This window comes from Planococcus shenhongbingii (assembly GCF_030413635.1).
Taxonomy (GTDB): domain Bacteria; phylum Bacillota; class Bacilli; order Bacillales_A; family Planococcaceae; genus Planococcus; species Planococcus shenhongbingii.
The window spans coordinates 3,837,555-3,855,654 of record NZ_CP129235.1; the positions used below are offsets into that span (position 1 = coordinate 3,837,555).

At 46.6% G+C, this 18,100-nt stretch carries 16 protein-coding genes, 1 pseudogene and 2 riboswitches; of the genes and pseudogenes, 9 read left to right on the forward strand and 8 right to left on the reverse strand.

Going from position 1 to position 18,100, the window contains the following annotated elements; translation table 11 throughout:
- Positions 1-160: 160 nt before the first annotated feature.
- Together QWY16_RS18645 and QWY16_RS18650 are read left to right on the forward strand one after the other, a co-directional pair.
- On the forward strand, positions 161-697 hold the full coding sequence (locus QWY16_RS18645; RefSeq protein WP_300990731.1) for a dihydrofolate reductase family protein: 537 nt from the start codon (positions 161-163) through the stop codon (positions 695-697).
- A gap of 208 nt (positions 698-905) precedes the next feature.
- Complete coding sequence (locus QWY16_RS18650) at positions 906-1,793, forward strand: spermidine synthase family protein (protein ID WP_300990732.1); 888 nt, start codon at positions 906-908, stop codon at positions 1,791-1,793.
- Between the two features lie 563 nt (positions 1,794-2,356).
- Here the strand turns inward: QWY16_RS18650 and QWY16_RS18655 are convergent.
- The 5 genes from QWY16_RS18655 to mtnK form a co-directional block, all read right to left on the reverse strand.
- The gene (locus QWY16_RS18655) at positions 2,357-3,394 is read right to left on the reverse strand and encodes an ABC transporter permease (RefSeq protein WP_300990733.1); all 1,038 of its coding nucleotides are present in this window, start codon (positions 3,392-3,394) and stop codon (positions 2,357-2,359) included.
- Entirely contained in the window at positions 3,318-4,874 is a 1,557-nt protein-coding gene (locus QWY16_RS18660) for a sugar ABC transporter ATP-binding protein (RefSeq protein ID WP_300990734.1), read from the reverse strand. The genes QWY16_RS18655 and QWY16_RS18660 overlap by 77 nt, the downstream gene beginning before the upstream one ends.
- A gap of 64 nt (positions 4,875-4,938) precedes the next feature.
- On the reverse strand, positions 4,939-6,021 hold the full coding sequence (locus QWY16_RS18665) for a sugar ABC transporter substrate-binding protein (RefSeq protein ID WP_300990735.1): 1,083 nt from the start codon (positions 6,019-6,021) through the stop codon (positions 4,939-4,941).
- Entirely contained in the window at positions 6,021-7,079 is a 1,059-nt protein-coding gene (gene mtnA / locus QWY16_RS18670) for an S-methyl-5-thioribose-1-phosphate isomerase (protein WP_300990736.1), read from the reverse strand. The genes QWY16_RS18665 and mtnA overlap by 1 nt, the downstream gene beginning before the upstream one ends.
- Entirely contained in the window at positions 7,076-8,263 is a 1,188-nt protein-coding gene (mtnK, locus tag QWY16_RS18675; protein WP_300990738.1) for an S-methyl-5-thioribose kinase, read from the reverse strand. The genes mtnA and mtnK overlap by 4 nt, the downstream gene beginning before the upstream one ends.
- Positions 8,264-8,339: 76 nt before the next feature.
- Positions 8,340-8,494: riboswitch (SAM riboswitch) on the reverse strand.
- Between the two features lie 166 nt (positions 8,495-8,660).
- A riboswitch (SAM riboswitch) is annotated at positions 8,661-8,770 on the forward strand.
- Between the two features lie 73 nt (positions 8,771-8,843).
- Here mtnK and mtnW point away from each other — a divergent pair.
- The 5 genes from mtnW to QWY16_RS18700 all read left to right on the forward strand — a co-directional run bounded on the left by mtnW (position 8,844) and on the right by QWY16_RS18700 (position 12,446).
- Entirely contained in the window at positions 8,844-10,058 is a 1,215-nt protein-coding gene (gene mtnW, locus QWY16_RS18680) for a 2,3-diketo-5-methylthiopentyl-1-phosphate enolase (RefSeq protein ID WP_300990739.1), read from the forward strand.
- 5 nt (positions 10,059-10,063) lie between these two features.
- On the forward strand, positions 10,064-10,729 hold the full coding sequence (locus tag QWY16_RS18685) for a 2-hydroxy-3-keto-5-methylthiopentenyl-1-phosphate phosphatase (RefSeq protein WP_300990740.1): 666 nt from the start codon (positions 10,064-10,066) through the stop codon (positions 10,727-10,729).
- Positions 10,726-11,343 carry a methylthioribulose 1-phosphate dehydratase gene (locus QWY16_RS18690; protein ID WP_300990741.1) on the forward strand — a complete coding sequence of 206 codons (618 nt, stop codon included), beginning with the start codon at positions 10,726-10,728 and terminating at the stop codon, positions 11,341-11,343. The genes QWY16_RS18685 and QWY16_RS18690 overlap by 4 nt, the downstream gene beginning before the upstream one ends.
- A gap of 27 nt (positions 11,344-11,370) precedes the next feature.
- The gene (locus tag QWY16_RS18695) at positions 11,371-11,907 is read left to right on the forward strand and encodes a 1,2-dihydroxy-3-keto-5-methylthiopentene dioxygenase (protein WP_300990742.1); all 537 of its coding nucleotides are present in this window, start codon (positions 11,371-11,373) and stop codon (positions 11,905-11,907) included.
- A gap of 125 nt (positions 11,908-12,032) precedes the next feature.
- Positions 12,033-12,446, forward strand: coding sequence for a DUF4395 domain-containing protein (locus QWY16_RS18700; RefSeq protein ID WP_300990743.1), 414 nt, complete (start codon positions 12,033-12,035; stop codon positions 12,444-12,446).
- A gap of 64 nt (positions 12,447-12,510) precedes the next feature.
- Here the strand turns inward: QWY16_RS18700 and QWY16_RS18705 are convergent, their stop codons facing one another.
- The gene (locus QWY16_RS18705; RefSeq protein WP_300990744.1) at positions 12,511-13,779 is read right to left on the reverse strand and encodes a glutamate-5-semialdehyde dehydrogenase; all 1,269 of its coding nucleotides are present in this window, start codon (positions 13,777-13,779) and stop codon (positions 12,511-12,513) included.
- Positions 13,772-14,905 carry a glutamate 5-kinase gene (gene proB, locus QWY16_RS18710; protein ID WP_300990745.1) on the reverse strand — a complete coding sequence of 378 codons (1,134 nt, stop codon included), beginning with the start codon at positions 14,903-14,905 and terminating at the stop codon, positions 13,772-13,774. The genes QWY16_RS18705 and proB overlap by 8 nt, the downstream gene beginning before the upstream one ends.
- A 320-nt stretch (positions 14,906-15,225) precedes the next feature.
- Here proB and QWY16_RS18715 point away from each other — a divergent pair, with 320 nt between their 5' ends.
- Positions 15,226-15,606, forward strand: a complete 381-nt coding sequence (locus QWY16_RS18715) for a VOC family protein (protein ID WP_300990746.1) — start codon at positions 15,226-15,228, stop codon at positions 15,604-15,606.
- 98 nt (positions 15,607-15,704) lie between these two features.
- On the opposite strand, the gene QWY16_RS18720 is transcribed toward QWY16_RS18715, so the two are convergent.
- Positions 15,705-16,574 carry an amidase gene (locus QWY16_RS18720; protein WP_300990747.1) on the reverse strand — a complete coding sequence of 290 codons (870 nt, stop codon included), beginning with the start codon at positions 16,572-16,574 and terminating at the stop codon, positions 15,705-15,707.
- A gap of 385 nt (positions 16,575-16,959) precedes the next feature.
- On the opposite strand from QWY16_RS18720, the pseudogene QWY16_RS18725 reads away from it, so the two are divergent.
- A pseudogene (locus tag QWY16_RS18725) lies at positions 16,960-17,949 on the forward strand (winged helix DNA-binding domain-containing protein).
- Positions 17,950-18,100: the final 151 nt, after the last annotated feature.

The window sequence follows — 18,100 nt, forward strand, 5'->3', positions numbered from 1 at the left end:
TCTGAAAATTCTAAATTGTTTTCTTCATTAATTTTAACAGTATATTGGTTCCTTTTCTATCCAATTGCATCTCTCAAAATGAAGGAATTTTTTTGCCAACGGAGAATGTATACTTTATCGTCTGTTGTTTCTTCAAAGCCGACAAAAAGGAGCTGTTCGTATGGGGAAAATTGTCGTATCAATGTATGTGACGCTGGACGGTGTCATGGAATTGCCTTCCTGGACCGCCCCTTACTGGAACGATGAAATTGCTAAGTTTGAACTGGATTTGCTGTCCGCAAGCGATTCTTTATTGCTTGGGCGGATCACCTATGAAGAATTTGCAGCACGCTGGCCCGAGAGAGATGATGAAGAAGGTTTTGCCCGCCGGATAAATGAGATGCCCAAATATGTCGCAACGACAACTTTAACGAAAGCAGAATGGAATGCGGCGTTCATTAAAGAAAATGCTGCAGAAGAGATTGCAAATTTAAAGAAAGCCAAAAAGAAACTGCTGGTCTATGGAAGTGGAACCTTGGTAGAAAAGCTGCTGGAGCATGACTTGATTGATGAATTGCATCTTTTGACGTTTCCCCTTGTACTTGGTGAAGGGAAGCGCTTGTTCAAAGAAGGTATAGACCAGAAAAAATTCATGCTGACAGACAGCCGGACCACGGATTCCGGAGTGGTCATTTCAAGTTATGTACCTGATAAGTAAACATTTGAAAAGAATAGTGAAAGGCTGCTGGTTGTTTCGTTTATCGGCAGTCTTTTTGTATGGACAAGTACGCTTAGGAATCTGCAGAACCCAGCATTTTCGGCAAATCATTAGAGAAAAATTTTTTATTCTGGTTAAATGAAATCTCAGTGCCTTTATAGAAGCTGACCTGAAGACAACAACAAATAATTTTAAATCAGGTGAAAAAATGGAACATGATCATGAAATCAATGAAAAAATAAAACGAAACAATTACAAAGTATTTGCTTGGCTCAGCAATTATTTGAACAATGCACCTGACTTTATCGGCAAGGAAGAAATTGATGAAATTGTCGGCGCCGGAGTATCTTCTGAATATGCCTTCGCAGTGATACTTGCTGCTGCTTTTGGACTTGATATTGTCGATAATCCTATAGATAAAGCATTATTTCATAATTATTTCAACAAGATGTTCCATAAGTTAGAGGCTTCTGAGTATGCCAACACCCCTTATTACCAGAACATCAAAATACCGCGGATACAAATCGGCAACAGTGAATTAAAGTATGAAAAATATAAGCCTTTCGAAGGCTTTGTCAGCAACGACATCATCCGGACAATGGAAGGCAGACAAATTCCGCAAGTCGGCTTTTTTGAAACGGAATTCCAGTTTCCGGCCGTTTTGGAAAATGGCCGGATCTGGATGACCATCACACCAAATGAAATCGAAACGATGAAAGAACCCATTGAGCAGGCTTTTGGCAAGGTGCTCACATTCGGCCTTGGGCTTGGCTATTACGCCTATATGGTTTCTGAAAAAGACAATGTGGACAGCGTCACCATCGTCGACAGCAATGAAAACGTTATCCGTTTATTCAAGCGCCATATCCTGCCGCAATTCAAAAATGCCCACAAGATTAACATCATTAATGCGGATGCTTTTGAGTTTGCACAAACCCGCATGGCTGAAGGCCATTTCGATTTTGCCTTTATGGACCTATGGCATGATGTTTCGGACGGGCTGGACATGTACTTGAAACTGAAGGAGTACGAAAAATTAAGTCCTGAAACAGTCTTTACCTATTGGATAGAGAAATCCATTTTGTGTTATTTGTGAGAAGCCGTTGGATATAATAAAAGGATCGGTTCATTGAACCGATCCTTCAGACTGTAGACAAAGTGTGCTTGAAATGAATAAGACGGTATAAACCCCAACCGGACCGGCCACTTCGCTTTCCGTGGGCTCGGCTTCAGCCTCCTCGTCACTGGCGTTCCTGCGGGGTCTTCAGCTCGAGCTGATTCCACAGGAGTCTCGTGGCCGGTCCGGTTGGGGATGTCGCTTTTCAGATATGTGAGGAGAAGCGGCATCCGGTTTTTATTTCATTTCAGGTTCCGCAGCGGAAACCGGCGAGGGCAAAGATGTGCTCCTGCATCGCTGCGCTAGCTTCGTCGCAAAGGCTTGGCCTTACTACCTTCGGCCAATGCCTTTCCTGCGGGGCAGCGTAGCGACGAAGTGCCGAAATCCACTCGGGCGCGAGCCCGCGGAAAGCGTCCGGTTGAAGCGCAGGAACCGAGGGGAGAAGCTTGTTTTTGCTAGTTATTCACTTGATTGACAGTATATTCTTTTGTCTACAAGCTCAAGGACGGTTCAATGAACCGATCCTTTCTTGTTAACCTTATTCAAGTTTTCGCGAATTTATTTTTCGCATAAATGTAAGTGACTGCAAGGGCGGCGACCAAAACGCCGCCTTTGATGATATCGAATGCATAATACGGAAGATTGAGGATCGTCAGGCCGTTCAGCAGGATGCCGATGACCGCTGCCCCGAAAAAAGTGCCGAGTGCATTCGGCTTGCCGGCGCCAAGCACCGAGTAGCCGACGAATACAGCCGCTACTGCTTCCATCAACAACGGAGCACCTGCATCAATCTGGCCGGATCCGACACGTGCTGTAAACAAGATTCCTGCCATCGAAGCAAAAACACCGGAAACCACATATGCCGTGAACTTCACTTTTTTGACATTCACTCCTGATAAACTGGCCGCTTCCGCATTTCCGCCGGTCATATAGAGGATTCTGCCCCATCGGGTATGATTTAGCACCACATAAGAAGCCAGCACCAAAATCAGCATAATCCATACCGGGACTGGCAAGCCGAGCATCTGCCCCTGTCCAATCCACAGAAACGCTTCCGAAAACTGCCCAGGCGCTGTCCCGCCTGAGGTCAGCGGCATATTATTATAAATGGAATAGCCTTCTGTATAGGTCCGGTGCAGCCCTGCCACGATGTACATCATGCTCAATGTCGCGAGCAGATCCGGAATGCCAATGACGACAATCAATAGACTATTGACCACTCCAACCAAAACCCCCACCAGGATTGGCAGCAGCAGGACCAGCCATAAAGGCATCTCATACCAGACCATCAGTGAAGCGGATACTACCGTCGATAACGACATCGTCGAACCGACCGATAAATCAAAACCATCCACTACTAGCGTAAATGTTACTCCCAGCGCCAGCAAAGTCACGATTGAAATGGAACGAAGAATGTCCGTAAAATTTCCATACGTGAAAAAAGTATCGCTGATCGTACTGAAATAAAGAATGATGAATACCAATAAGAAGATGGCGCCGTATTTAAATAGAAACTGGATTGCTTTCTCTTGTGCTGAGTTTTGGGTTTTTGCCGTACTCTTCTTTTCCACCGCTTGCATATAACAAAATCCTTTCCTGGGTCGCTTCTTGCCGTGAAAACTCTTTCACGATCTGACCATTGTACATAACCAAAATCCGGTCTGAAATTCCGATGGCTTCATGAATTTCGCTGGAAAAATAAAGACAGCCTTTGCCGCTTTCCGCCAGTTGGCGAATCAGCTTGAAAATATCCACTTTGGCTCCGATATCGACTCCTTTTGTTGGCTCATCAAAGAGATAAACCGCAGAATCAAGGGAAGTCCATTTGCCGATTGCCACTTTTTGCTGATTGCCACCACTTAGATGGACAAGTGGTGTATCCGTGCTGTCCGTTTTAATTTTGAGCCGGCTGATGATTTCTTCGGCAAATCTTTTTTCTGATTTTTTATCCATGAACAGCTGCGGCGAGAATTTTTTCAGATTAGGAAACGATGCGTTTGCCTGTAAGGATTCTTGGACGAATAATCCTTCTTTCCGCCTTTCTTCGGGCACCAGCGCTATCCCTGCTTTAATGGCATCTCCAGGATTCCTGAGTTTCAGCTGCCTTCCTGACAGTTCGATCGTACCTGAAGTTAACGGAGTTCCGCCGAATAAGGCTTTTGCTAATTCAGTCTTTCCTGCCCCGACAAGCCCGACGACGCCAACGATTTCCCCGGATGCCATAGTGAAGGACAGGTTTTTCACTTTTCGTCCGTCAGATAAATCTTTCACAGCCAGCAATGGAGCACCGATTTCATGTTCGCGGTGAACCAGTTCATTGCTGAGCGTTTTTCCAAGCATCGCTTCAACAACTTCTTCCTGCACAGCCGTTTCTGTCTCAAACGTATTCACCCACTTACCTTCTGCCATCACCGTGATGCGGTCGCTGATTTTAAACACTTCCGGCAGCCGGTGAGAGATAAAAATACAGCCGACTCCCTGCTTTTTTAATTTATTGATGACCGTAAATAGCTTGTCGGCTTCGGGGATTGACAGCGGGGCTGTCGGTTCATCAAAAATGATGATTTTCGCTGAATGGACGAGAGCACGGGCAATCAGCACTAATTGTTTCTCCGCCAATGTCAGCTGGGCCGCTTTTTGTTTGACATTAAGATTTTCCGATTGCAATTGAGCCAACGCTTCACGCGCCTGTACGTACATTTTTGCTTTGGAGACAAACAGTCCGCCGCCAGCTGCGAAAGTATCAAGGAGAATATTTTCAGCAACCGATAATTCCGGCACGATTGCTGTATCCACTTCCTGGTAAACACAATAAATGCCTTGCTGTTTCGCCGCTTTCGGTGATTGCAGCTGAACAAGGTTTCCTTCCAGCCGGATTTCTCCCGCGTCTTGTCCATAAACGCCCGATAATATTTTGATCAATGTACTTTTTCCAGCACCGTTGACGCCAAGCAAGGCATGTACTTCTCCTTGTTCGAGACCGAACTCTGCCCTTTCCAATGCCGTTACTTTTCCGAACGTTTTCCGGATTCCTGTCATTGACAGCAAAGAATTCCCCATCGGCTTTGCTCCTTTCTCAGAAAAGAGCCGCCCCGTTGTACAGGACAGCTCCGCTCACTTTTCCTTATTTATTTTCCAACTTCTTAAGCCCGTCTGTATACCCTTGCTCACTCGCGCCCCAGCCTTCGATGTACTCGCTCAATTCAGCGGTCGTGATGGCTTCTTCAGGTAATTTTTCCGCATCTACAAAAATCGGTTCCAGCACCACTTTCTGTTCCGGATTTTCACCATTGATTTGCTGATACAGGTAACGCACTTGAATGCGGCCAATATCAACCGGATCCACCGCTGCCGAAGCTGCCCACGGGCTGCCGTCTTTCTGGATCATCTGCAAGTCTTCATCACTCATGTCGATGCTGTAGACGCTGATGTCGGTGCGCCCGGATTGTTCGATGGCGCGTACTGCACCTTTTGCAAATTCATCCCAGGCAGCCCAGACTGCTGTGATTTCGCCTTCATTCGGATATTGCTTCAATACCGCTTCCATTTGCGCCTGTGTATCAAGAGCCGTGTTTTGAGTCGCTGCACCGAATGCCGTGACTTCTTTGATGCCTGTGTTGTTTTTCAAGAATTCTTCGTAAGCAACTTGGCGGCGTTCCATCGGGGCAAAGCCGGCTACCCAGATTTTTACGATATTCGCTTTTCCATCATGGTCGTTAGCCAATTTTTCCAATGTCATTTCAGCCATTTGCTGATCGCCTTGTTCTAAAGAAACCACGCCTTCAACATCTACTCCCGCATCAAAAGCGACAACCGGAATTCCTTTTTCCACTGCTTTTTCAACGCCTTGGTTCAATGCCTCTTTGGTGCCGTGGTCAATCAAAATTCCGTCAAATCCTTGGTTGATGGCTGCGTCCAAGTTGGATGCCATTTTTGCCAAATCGCCGTCCGATGTAAAGACCGTTACGTCGCCGCCGAATTTCCCGACTTGTTCTTCCACACCTTCGATATACTGCGCAGAAAACGTCCCTAAGTTTTGCTGCATGATGAGCGCGACTTTTTTGCCGGCCAACGGATTATCCGAGGCTTCTGCTTTCGCAGCGTCCGGCGTCTTTTCTTCACTGCCTTCGCCTTTTGGCTGGCAGGCAGCCAGAAATGCACTGATGATCAATAAAATGGTTAATAATAAGAGCGATTGTTTTTTCATTATTTTTCTCCTTTTTCTGCATAGGGGTTAAGAACTCCGGGAATGTTTTGGTAGTAATCAGGTCTGATGATTCCTTTTTCTGTGATAATTGCAGTAATAAAGCGGGATGGAGTCACATCAAAAGCAGGATTGAAGACTTTCGTGCCCAGAGGCGCTATCGGCTGACTGCCAAGATGAGTAATTTCTTCCGCTTTCCGTTCTTCAATTGGTATTTCTGCACCGCTGTCAATGGTGACGTCAAATGTTGATGCGGGTGCCGCTACATAAAATGGAATCCCATAAGCATCAGCGAGAATCGCCAAGTTGAGTGTTCCGATTTTATTGGCGGTATCGCCGTTCGCCGCGATGCGGTCCGCGCCCACGATAATGGCTTCGATGTCTTTCGCCCCAATAGTGTGGGCCGCCATGCTGTCGGTGATAAGCGTGACGTCCACTCCTGACTGCTGAAGCTCCCAGACGGTCAGCCGTGCACCTTGGAATACCGGGCGGGTCTCACATGCAAACACTTCAAATTTCCGGCCGCGTTCGCTTCCAAGGTGAAATGGCGCCAAGGCTGTTCCATATTTCGCAGTGGCAATCGATCCGGCATTGCAGATGGTCATCACCCGTTTATGCCCTTCCAAAAGCGCCAAGGCATATTCGCCGATCTGCCGGCAGGAAGCTTCATCTTCCTGGTGGATGCGCACCGCTTCTGCGATAAGCAGCACTTTTCCATTTTCTACAGATTCAGCTTTTTGAACGGCTTCAAGCAATCTATCGAGCGCCCACATTAAGTTGACGGCCGTCGGACGCGACTCTCCTAGATAAAGCGCATCTTTGCGCACATCATGCAGGAACGCTTCCACTGTTTCAGCATCGTGCCGCTGGGCTGCCAGTGCTAAGCCATAAGCGGCGGTGATGCCGATGGCCGGGGCGCCGCGAACTTTCAGCGTAAAGATGGCTTCATAGACATCTTCAATCGTCTCGAGTGTCAAATAGTCAATTTCATGCGGCAATTTCTGTTGATCTAAGATGACCAACTGCCCGTCTGTCCAGGCAATTGATAATGGAATGGTCATTGCTTCAGCTCCTCAAGCAGACCAGATACCGCACTGATTGTTGTTAACCCGGAACGTTTTAAAATCAGCGCTTCGCCGGTGTGCAAAGCTTGTTTCTTTAAACGAATGCGCAAGTTCTTATCTTCAATGCTGTCCAAATCTTTAACATGTGCCAGTCCGATTGTGCGTCGAATCAATTCACAGCCGGCAAAGCCAAGCGTGTCGCGGAATATCTTTTCCAATATGAACTCTTTATAGCCTGGTGTGTCTTTGTATGCTTCAATGCCTTCCCGGTCCCATAGTTCTGAAAAGCGGGTTGAGAAAACTTCCCATGTACGTTCGATATGATTCACAATCACTTGGCGTTCTTCGCCGCTCCGGGTGATTGACTGAACGATTAAGTTTGCCAGAAACAAGCCGACGTCAAAGCCAATAGGACCGTAAAAAGCAAATTCGGGATCGATGACTTTCGTTTCCGATTCACTGGCAAAAATACTGCCGGTATGAAGGTCCCCATGCAATAGCGCTTCCGCTTCCGTCAAAAAACTGAACTTCAGCTTTGCCGCTTCAAGTTTCAATGGACCGTTGTTCCAGATAGCTTCGACCGTGGCTTGAAGCTCCGGTTCGTAATCATTGGTGTCGTTATTGAAAAACGGGTCGGTGAAAATAAGGTCCTCTGTTATTTTGCACAGTTCCGGGTTGGAGTAGTCGGCCACCAACCGCTTTTTCTCAAACGGGTGCAGCGCAAAATCAGATGTATGGAACAGCGTGCGTCCCAAATATTCACCGATGTCTTCCGATAGTTTTGGATAAGCTGCCCCTTGGATCAGCCCTTCGCGTGCAATCGTCAGATGAGACAAGTCTTCCATTACGGTAATCGCCAGTTCCTCATCCATGGCATAAACGGCCGGTACCAGCCCCGGTGCAAATTCGCTATGCTTTTGAAGAGCGTTCGCTTCAATCGTTGCGCGTTTCAATGTCAGCGGCCAGCTTTCCCCGACAACTTTCGCATATGGCAATGCCTGTTTGATAATCAACCCTTTTCCACTTTTAGGATCTTTGATCTGGAATACATAATTCAAGTTCCCGTCTCCGATTTCGCGGCACACCAGTTCCGCTCCTTCAGGGAATGGGTATAGGCTCTGAGCCAGTGCAATGGCTTTTTCTTCGGTTAATGCTTCGTATTGTTTGGATGCTATTGTCATTATTCATCTACCTTTCCGGGTCAATATAAAAAGCCTCTTTCCGCAAGAAAGAGGCCTAGAATGATAGATTCCACGCCTCTTATCTTTCAGAAATGGTCATTTCTGATGGAATTAGCACCGTGCCTTGCGGAATTTGCATTCCGGCGCGAAAGCGCCCCTTCTCACGAAGGTATTACGGTCGGTTGCTGGGCGTCATAGGGCCAATTTCCCTCTGCCTGCTCTTGATAAGAGTACTATTTGAGTAACTATATGCTGTTTGAAAAGAATCCTATCACGGTTCAGAATTGACTGTCAATAACTTTTTTACAACAAATAATTTTGCGAATATTCATTGACAGAATGTTTCATACATGAAATAATCAAAACTAATTTCTTTATTAAAACAATTGAATACGCATTCTTATTCAGAGCAGGTGGAGGGACGAGCCCTATGATACCCGGCAACCGGTCCATTATTGGACACGGTGCTAATTCTTGCAGCCATTTAATGAGGCTGAGAAATAAGAAGTTGTTAAGCCTATTAACCTCTTCTTGTTTGAAGAGGTTTTTTATTTTGATTTTTAACAGGAGTGTGAATGCAATGAGCAGTTTAACAGCGACTTACCAGCTGTATGGCAAAGCGGGTTCATTCGGGAAAAAGGCAGAAGGAATCGCCCTGGGCCTGACGATCGGATCGTGGACCGACTTGCCATTATTGGAACAGCAGCAATTAAAACACCATAAAGGAAATGTCGTTTCGACAACGGAATTTGAAGATTCCCCGCATCCGTTAAAGCCGGATGAAATCAAGGCTGTGGTGAAGATTTCGTATCCAAGTGCCAACTTCTCAGCGGATTTCCCGGCAATATTAACCACCGTCTTCGGCAAATTGTCGCTGGATGGTGAAGTTAAGCTGCTTGATTTGGAGTTTGACGAAGAGCTGCTCTCGCATTTTCCGGGACCACGATTCGGCATCGACGGAATCCGGGGATTGCTTGGCGTTACCGGCCGGCCGCTTGTCATGAGCATCTTCAAAGGCGTCATCGGCCGCGACTTGGATTTCCTCGCTTCACAGCTTCGCCAGCAGGCGCTCGGCGGAGTGGATTTGGTAAAAGATGATGAGATTCTATTTGATAATCCGCTGACGCCTTTTGAGAAGCGGATCACGACAGGGAAAAACGTGCTGCAGCAGGTCTTTGAGGAAACTGGGCACCGGACGCTTTATGCGGTGAACTTGTCGGGGCGCACTTCCAGCTTGCGTGACAAGGCAAAAAAAGCACGCAAACTTGGAGCGGATGCCTTGCTGTTCAATGTCCATGCTTATGGTCTGGATGTGCTGCAGGAACTAGCAGAAGATCCGGATATCGGGCTGCCGCTCATGGCGCATCCAGCATTCAGCGGCGCTTTCACTTCTTCCAACTTTTATGGACTGGCCACTTCTCTGGCACTCGGAAAACTGGTCCGCTACGCAGGCGCCGACTTTTCTTTGTTCCCCTCCCCTTACGGCAGTGTTGCTCTTGAAAAAGCCCAGGCACGGGCACTCGGTGAGGAATTGGTGAAGGACAGTCCGTTGAAGCGAAGCTTCCCAGTGCCTTCTGCAGGCATCCATCCCGGACTTGTTCCGTTATTGATCAACGATTTCGGAATTGACAGTATCATCAATGCAGGAGGCGGCGTACATGGCCATCCGGACGGTGCAGCCGGAGGCGGTAAAGCTTTCCGCCAGGCAGTTGATGCCGTTTTAAGCAAAAAAACACTCGCCGACGCTTCTGAACAGCATGAAGAATTAAAAACAGCATTGGCAATATGGGGGTAAGCATTTTGAGCAAACCAGTGATTTTCTGCGATTTTGATGGCACGGTGACCAACAACGACAACATCATCGCAATCATGAAAAAATTCAATCCGCCCGGCTGGGAATCGGTCAAAGACGATATCCTGGCCCAACGGGTCTCCATAAAAGATGGCGTTGCAAAGATGTTCACGCTGTTGCCGTCATCGAAAAAAGACGACATTATCAGCTATGTGCTGGAACAGGCGCAAATCCGTGACGGCTTTTCTGAATTCGTGGCCTACGCCAAAAAACAGGATATTGCGCTTTATATCGTCAGCGGCGGCATTGACTTTTTTGTCTATCCGCTGCTCGAATCATTCGGCCCTTTCGCCGGCGTCTATTGCAACGAAGCCGATTTTTCAGGAGAAACGATCAACATCAATTTTCCGCACAGATGCGATGACGAATGCACGAGCCAAGGCTGCGGCTGCTGCAAGCCGTCCATTATCCGCGAGCTGCTTGAAAACGGCGCGAAAAGCATCGTCATCGGAGACTCCATCACCGATCTTGAAGCGGCGAAACGGGCAGACCTCGTCATTGCCCGCGATTTTTTAATCGAGAAATGCGAAGAGCTCGGCTTGTCGTATGAGCCGTTTGAAAACTTCCGGGATGTCACTTCCATCATCGACGCTCGTCTGGGTGTGAAGCTATGACGGCGCTTCAGGAGCGATGGCAGGAACTTGCAGATGTCAAAGACGAATTGGCGCTCCGGGACTGGTTCATGGGAACGAGCGGCAACTTGGCCATTAAAGTCCAAGATTCGCCTGTTGAATTTCTTGTGACGGCCAGCGGCAAAGATAAGCGCAAACGCACGGCAGAAGATTTTTTGCTGGTGGATGCAGCCGGCAAGGCAGTCGATGAGACACATTTGAAGCCGTCGGCTGAAACTTTGCTGCATTGTGAAGTTTATTCGAAAACACCTGCGGGGTGCAGCCTCCATATCCATACCGTTGCCAATAACATCATTTCGGAACTATACGGGAACCGTGGAAAAATTGATTTCCAAGGCCTTGAACTCATCAAAGCATTCGGTTTATGGGATGAAGATGCGGTGTTGACCATCCCCATCATCCCAAACCACGCCCACATCCCTGACCTTGCGGAAGAGTTCCGAAAACACTTGACTGCCGATAGCGGCGCAGTGCTGATCCGCAACCATGGCATTACCGTGTGGGGCAAAAACGGTTTTGAAGCCAAGAAACTGCTGGAGGCAAGTGAGTTTCTTTTCCAGTATCAGATGGCTTTGTATCAAATACATTCACATTAAAACTGAAAACGGAAAGGAAGATTCATAATGGCAATCATTAAAATTCAAGGAACAAATGAAACAATCGAAGCGCAAAACGAAGTAGCAGCATTCCTCGAACAGCAGGAAGTTATTTACGAGCATTGGGACATCAACAAATTGCCGGAGCACCTGCGCGAGAAATTCAATCTCAGCGATGAAGAAAAAGAGGATATCCTGGCAGCTTTCAAAGCGGAAATCGACGACATTTCAGAACGCCGAGGCTACCAGGCAGCAGACATCATCTCGCTGTCCGATTCAAATCCGAAATTGGATGAACTGCTGAAAAACTTCCAGCGCAAACACATTCACACAGATGATGAAGTGCGTTACATCGTCAGCGGGCACGGCGTTTTCATCATCCAAGGAAAAGACGAGCGCTTTTTTGAAGTGCATCTGTCTCCTGGAGATTTGATTTCTGTGCCTGAAAACATCACCCATTACTTTACATTGGCAGATGACCGCAAAGTTGTCGCAGTCCGCATTTTCGTTACGACTGAAGGATGGGTTCCTGTTTATCAGGAAGAAGAAAGCGTACAGAACTGAATTTGCAGTACTAAACATCGGCATTTTATTTGATGCCGGTGTTTTTTATTTTGCAAGCGGAGCCCATCTCCTTTATTCACAGTAAGCAACTTAGTATAATGGAAACGACCAGAGGAGGCTTCCGCATGACAATTCCAAAACCACTTGTTCAATCCAATCAGTTATTTATTGTCCTTACCGTCATCTTGGCGCTGATTTTCCATAAAGCGATTCTGTTCCTGCCATTTGCTGCAGGCGTCTTGACACTTATAACCGGCAAGAACCCGGTGATTTTAGTCGGGAGACGATTTTTAAAAAAACCGGCAAACCACTATATTCAGGAAGACCGCGCCCAGCAGATTTTCAATCAATGGATTGCCACCATTTGCCTGGGATTATCGTTGCTGGCTTTCCTATTCGGTTTTACGCTAGTGGGTTATGCTTTCAGCATTATGGTTGTCGCAGCAGCAGGAGTTGCGCTGATGGGCTATTGCATCGGCTGCACGATCCGTTACCGCTATATGATGTGGCGGCATAAAAGAGCAAACGCGGCAAATTAAGCTCTTACATACAAAAAAGGCCAGAAAGCAATCACTGCGATTGCTTTCCGGCCTTTTCTTATGGTTATTTCACTTGCCCATTGCCTTGGATCAAGTACTTTGTGGAAGTTAAAGCAGGCAGCCCCATTGGACCGCGCGCGTGAAGCTTTTGCGTGCTGATGCCGATTTCGGCTCCGAATCCAAACTCAAAACCGTCGGTAAAACGTGTAGATGCGTTATGGTAAACGGCTGCAGAGTCCACTTCCATAAAGAATTTGTCGACGTTTTCGAGAGTTTCTGAAATGATCGCTTCCGAATGTTTCGTGCCGTATAAATTGATGTGTTCAATCACTTCATCGACTGAGTCCACTACTTTGACGGCTACTTCCAGCCCCAGGTATTCCGTGCCCCAGTCTTCTTCACTGGCCGGGATCACTTCGCCGTATTGCTGAGTTGCTTCGTCACCGTGGATTTGGACCGCTTGCTGCTGCAAGGCATCAAGGAGTTCAGCCAGATGATGCTTTGCCCATTCTTTATGTACCAGGATGGTCTCGCAGGCATTGCAGACGGACGGACGCTGTATTTTTGCATTGAGAGCAATAGAGATGGCCATTTCAGCATTGGCTGTTTCATCGATATAGACGTGGCAATTTCCGGCGCCCGTTTCAAGGACCGGTACGCTGGCATTTTCAACAACCGTTTGGATCAGTTTTGCGCCGCCTCGTGGAATCAGCACATCCAGATGAGAGTTCAGCTTGAACATTTGTGCCGCTGTTTCTCTGCTTGTATCTTCGATCAGCTGAACCGCTTCTGCCGGCAATTCGCTTTTCTCCAAAGCGTGATGAATCACTTTCACAAGGGCTTTATTGGAATGGATGGCGGTTGAACTGCCGCGAAGCACAACCGCATTGCCTGTCTTCAGGCACAGGCTTGAAGCGTCTACGGTCACATTGGGGCGCGCTTCGTAAATCATGCCAATTACGCCAAGCGGAACGCGGATTTTGGACATCGCAAGACCGTTCGGGCGTTCCCATTGTTCGAGCACTTCGCCGACCGGATCCTCCAGTTCTGTCAATTGAATCAAGGCCGCTGCTATATCGCTTAACCGTTCTTTATCCAATTTGAGTCGGTCAACCAGCGACTCGCTCATTCCGCCCGCTCTTCCTGCGGTAATATCTTTTTCGTTTTCAGCCAGTATAAACGCCTGCTCTTCCAGCAACTGGCTGGAAATCAAACGAAGGGCATCGTTTTTTTGGACAGTCGTTGTCTTAGCCATAACCGCAGCTGCAGTTTTAGCAAGTTGGGCTTTTTGAAGTAAATCACTTGTTTTCCCTGCTTGAAGAAGTTCACTCATTTGTTATTGTCCCCTTTCCTGAATGGCTGAACCATTGATTGCGGTGAATGACTACTTGCCGTTTGCCGGTCTTGGTGATGACATTTGCTTCTTCGCTGCACAGGCCCTTGATCTCCAGAAGCTCTTCAGAAGAATAATTCACCTGGCCGCGCCCCACCACTTCCCCTGATGGGTCAATAACTTCCACTACGTCATTGGCAGTAAAACTCCCTGCAATATCAATGACTCCAACCGGAAGCAAACTTCTCCCTTGCTCGGAAATAGCCAATGCTGCACCATCGTCGACTTTGATTTTTCCCAGTGGTATCGAATGCAAAGCAAGCCATTGTTTGGAATTCTTCACCGTTGCCTGAGGATCGTCTCCGATATAGGTTCCGTCTCCTTTTCCTTCAAGAATGTCCAGGAGTTTTTCACTGCCGGAACCCGTTCCGATAAATATTTGTGCGCCTAGGGCTAACGCAGTTTGTGCTGCTTCCACTTTTGATTTCATCCCGCCGGTGCCGAGTTCCGAGCCTTCACTTGAAGTTGCCTGGATCAATTCATCCGGGATTTCGGAAAGAAAATCGTATTTTTCAGCATTAGGGTTTTTGCGCGGGTTTTCCCGGTAAATTCCATTGATGTCCGTTAAAATGATGAGAAGCTGTGCTTGGACAAGTCCGCTGACCAATGCTGACAGCATGTCGTTGTCGCCAAATGTCAGTCCTTCTACAGAAACTGAATCATTTTCGTTAATAATAGGCAAGACATTGCGCTTCAACAATTCACTTAAAGTAGCCTCGGCATTTTGATACAAATCTTTTGCCAATAGATTTTGCCGCGTCAGCAATAATTGAGCCGATATCACACCGTGTTTCTTGAATTCCTCTGAATAAGCCTGCAGTAATTGCCCTTGGCCGACGGATGCTGCGGCTTGCTTGCCTACAATGCTGACTGGACGGACGGCATAACCGAGATCCGTGAATCCTGCTGCCACTGCTCCTGAGGAAACCAAAATAACTTCATGCCCCGCTTCTTTTAAGCAGGCCAATGCTGCGACATGCTCCTGCAATTTCTCAAGGCTGAGCCCACCGTTAAGATTCGTTAATGAGCTGCTGCCTATTTTAACGACAATCCTTTTCTTCTTCACTTACAGTCACCACCTGTTTTTAATCGCCCAAGACCATTTAAAAAAGTTTAATAGCATTATTATGCAATACATTGAATTTTTAATCAACCAATTTTCACAAATATTCAAGAAAATAAAAAAAAGCTGTCACTTTCACTACTTAACTGTAAACATTCGTTATTCATAAATGCCTTCAAACTTTATTGGAAAGTACAGCTTACAGTTGCTTAGAAGTTTGAACGCAAAACCGCAATTCAGTGCTTTAATTGTCAATTTATTATGCTATAGTTTAAATATTCTGTAGAGGATTTAAAATTTAATTGGCAAAGGAGAGAGCTTTGATGGAAGTTCATTCTATTCAACAAATCGGGCAAGTTGGGGTGCCTGTAAAGGATTTGGAGAAAGCTGTACAATTTTATCAAGATGTTTTAGAGCTGCCTTTGCTATTCAATACCGGTTCGTTGGCTTTTTTCGACTGCAACGGCATTCGTCTGCTGTTAAGCCTTCTTGAAAAAGAGGAGTTTGCCCATTCCAGTTCAATCCTGTATTTTAATGTAGAGCAAATCCATGAAGCTTACGCGGAATTTAAACGCAAGGGAGTTTCTTTTATCGATGAGCCGCATATGGTCGCCAAAATGGGCCACACTGAAACATGGATGGCATTCTTTCACGATACACAAGGCAATATACACGCGTTAATGAGCGAAATTGAAGCACAGTAAAGAGAAACTTCACCCAGCGGAAGTTCTCTGCTGCCACAGGGGGAAAGCTCAATAAAAAAGGCATCCGTGAATTCACGGATGCCTTTTCTTTTGAAATATTAAGGGGCCATTGTTTTCCAGCTATCCACGTAATGGATCGCAATGCCGCCGTAGCCAGGAACATTTGCATAATTTGCTTGGACTTCAGCCAGCTGGCCATTCATATACATTTCTCCTTCTTCATAAAAAGAAATGGTGTCTCCTTCATCTGTTGGAGCGGTCTCCACACCAACTACGATGGTTTTCCCGTATTTAGCAGCGAAATTCACTTCATTCTTTACCACGTCTATGATCAAAGGCGCTGCATCGCGATAGGCCATGAGCGTCACACTGCTTGTATTCGCAATCATCCATTCAGCCAGTATTCCGCTTCCATGTATATTTTTATAGGAAATTTCATCAAACCAAAAAGGCAGGTCAGCTTCTAAAGGTAGCGCAAGGCTCGTGGCGCTGACGTTCGCTTTTTTCATCAAATCCTGATAAGCCAGAATGGTAGCTCTCTGATTTGTTGACCAGCCACTGTATAAATAAGGTTCAACGTCCAGATGGATGCCTGAAAATTTCTGCGCGGCGCTTGCACCCGCTTGATAGTTTTTGATCCATGCCATTAACTGATCCTGATTAGTAAATCCTTTTTTCGCTACCCAACTTGGCGCGCCATCCAATGCGTAGATTGCCATTCCTTGTGCAGCTGCTTTCTCGATAAAGCTTTGATAAACCGCTTTTGGAATATCCCGGTCTATTTGGACATAGACTTTGTTTACATTCTTGCTTTCAAGAAACGCCAGCGTTCCCGTTTCATCACTGATAAGGTTCCAAGGATTCCACAGCCACGTTGCCTGGACTTCTGCTGCTGCAGCTTCACCCGGCGTTCCATTTGAAAATACCAGCATCACTAACAAAGCAACCCCCATCAATACTTTCTTCACTTTCCATACCCCCAGTATATTCATTAAAATTGTAAAAACCTGCCGTTCTCTTTTCAATCCCCTTTATTTCAAATAAAATTCGGCCAGATATTTACTCATACATTTTTTCCTTATTTTAGCATCAACCGATCTAGTTTACTACTATCTAAATAATCTGTCTAATGTTTTTTCTTTTTAATTTTAAACGCTATACTGGAACTAATAAGCCAAGGGAATAAATGACTTAGCCGGTAAATGTAACTCAATCCCACCATGCCTTATCTATCGCAAGTAAACAGAGTGGAGGCAATAAGTTATGGATCATATGGAAATCGGCTGGCGGCGATTGGCTGCCCAGTATATTGAGGGAAAGAAATTCCAGGCAGCGGAAGATGTGGTCAAATGGATGGGCGCCATGCAGGCACAGAACTATCCCCAGGCGCTATGGGCAATTGGACAGCGGATGGAACCGGGTATGCTGGCCGCCGTTGAACAGTCTCTCACAGAAGGGAAAATCATTCGTACCTGGCCAATGCGGGGCACTCTCCATTTTATCGCTCCTGAAGACAGCAAATGACTGCTCAGCTTAACGGCTCCCCGCATATTGGCTTCGAGCAAAGGACGCTTGAAGCAACTGGAGTTGGACGACGAAATTTTGCAGCGTTCAGCGGAAATTTTCCGGGCTTCCCTTAGCGGCGGCAAGCGTCTTTCCCGTCCTGCCATGTTGAAGCTGCTGGAGGCATCGGGAATTCCTACACATGGCCAGCGTGGTTACCATATCTTATGGCATTGGTCCCAATGCGGCTTACTTTGTCTCGGTCCAATCGAAGGGACACAGCAGACATTTGTCTTGCTTGAAGAATGGGCACCTCATGCTAAGGAATTGGCACAAGAAGAAGCCCTCTTTGAACTCGCGAAACGCTATTTTAATAGCCATGGCCCTGCAACGGTACACGATTTTGCTTGGTGGTCAGGTTTAACGATGAAAGAAGCACGAGCTGGACTGGAATTGGCCAAGCCTTTCTTGGTTTCGCAAAAGCGGCTAGAAGCTGAGTACTGGTTTTCTGAAGAAGCTTCCTCTTTTTCCTCTTTGAGAGAACCGGCAATTCAGCTGCTACCTGCTTTTGATGAATACCTATTGGGCTATAAAGACCGCAGCAGCGTCTTGCCGATGGAGTACTCCGGCAAAGTAGCTCCAGGAAAAAACGGCGTTTTCTTTCCTATAATTGTTGAAAATGGACAAGTGGTCGGCACGTGGAAAAAAGAACTCTCAAGAAACGGCATTGTCTTGAAGTTCGACCTTTTTTCTCCGGAGTACGATTTACCGCCTTCTTGGAATCAGGCCGCTTTGGCTTTCAGCGCTTTTCTGGAAATGCCGATCATTGATGGACAGTAAATATAAAAAAGCGGTTGAGCAATGTGAACTCAACCGCTTTTTTCAATGGACCCTCCTATCCCGCCAAATATAGCGGCCATTTCATCCAAGAATACATCACTTCTTTATTTACCAAAATCCGTATACTTTTCTTTTATTAAGAATGAATTCA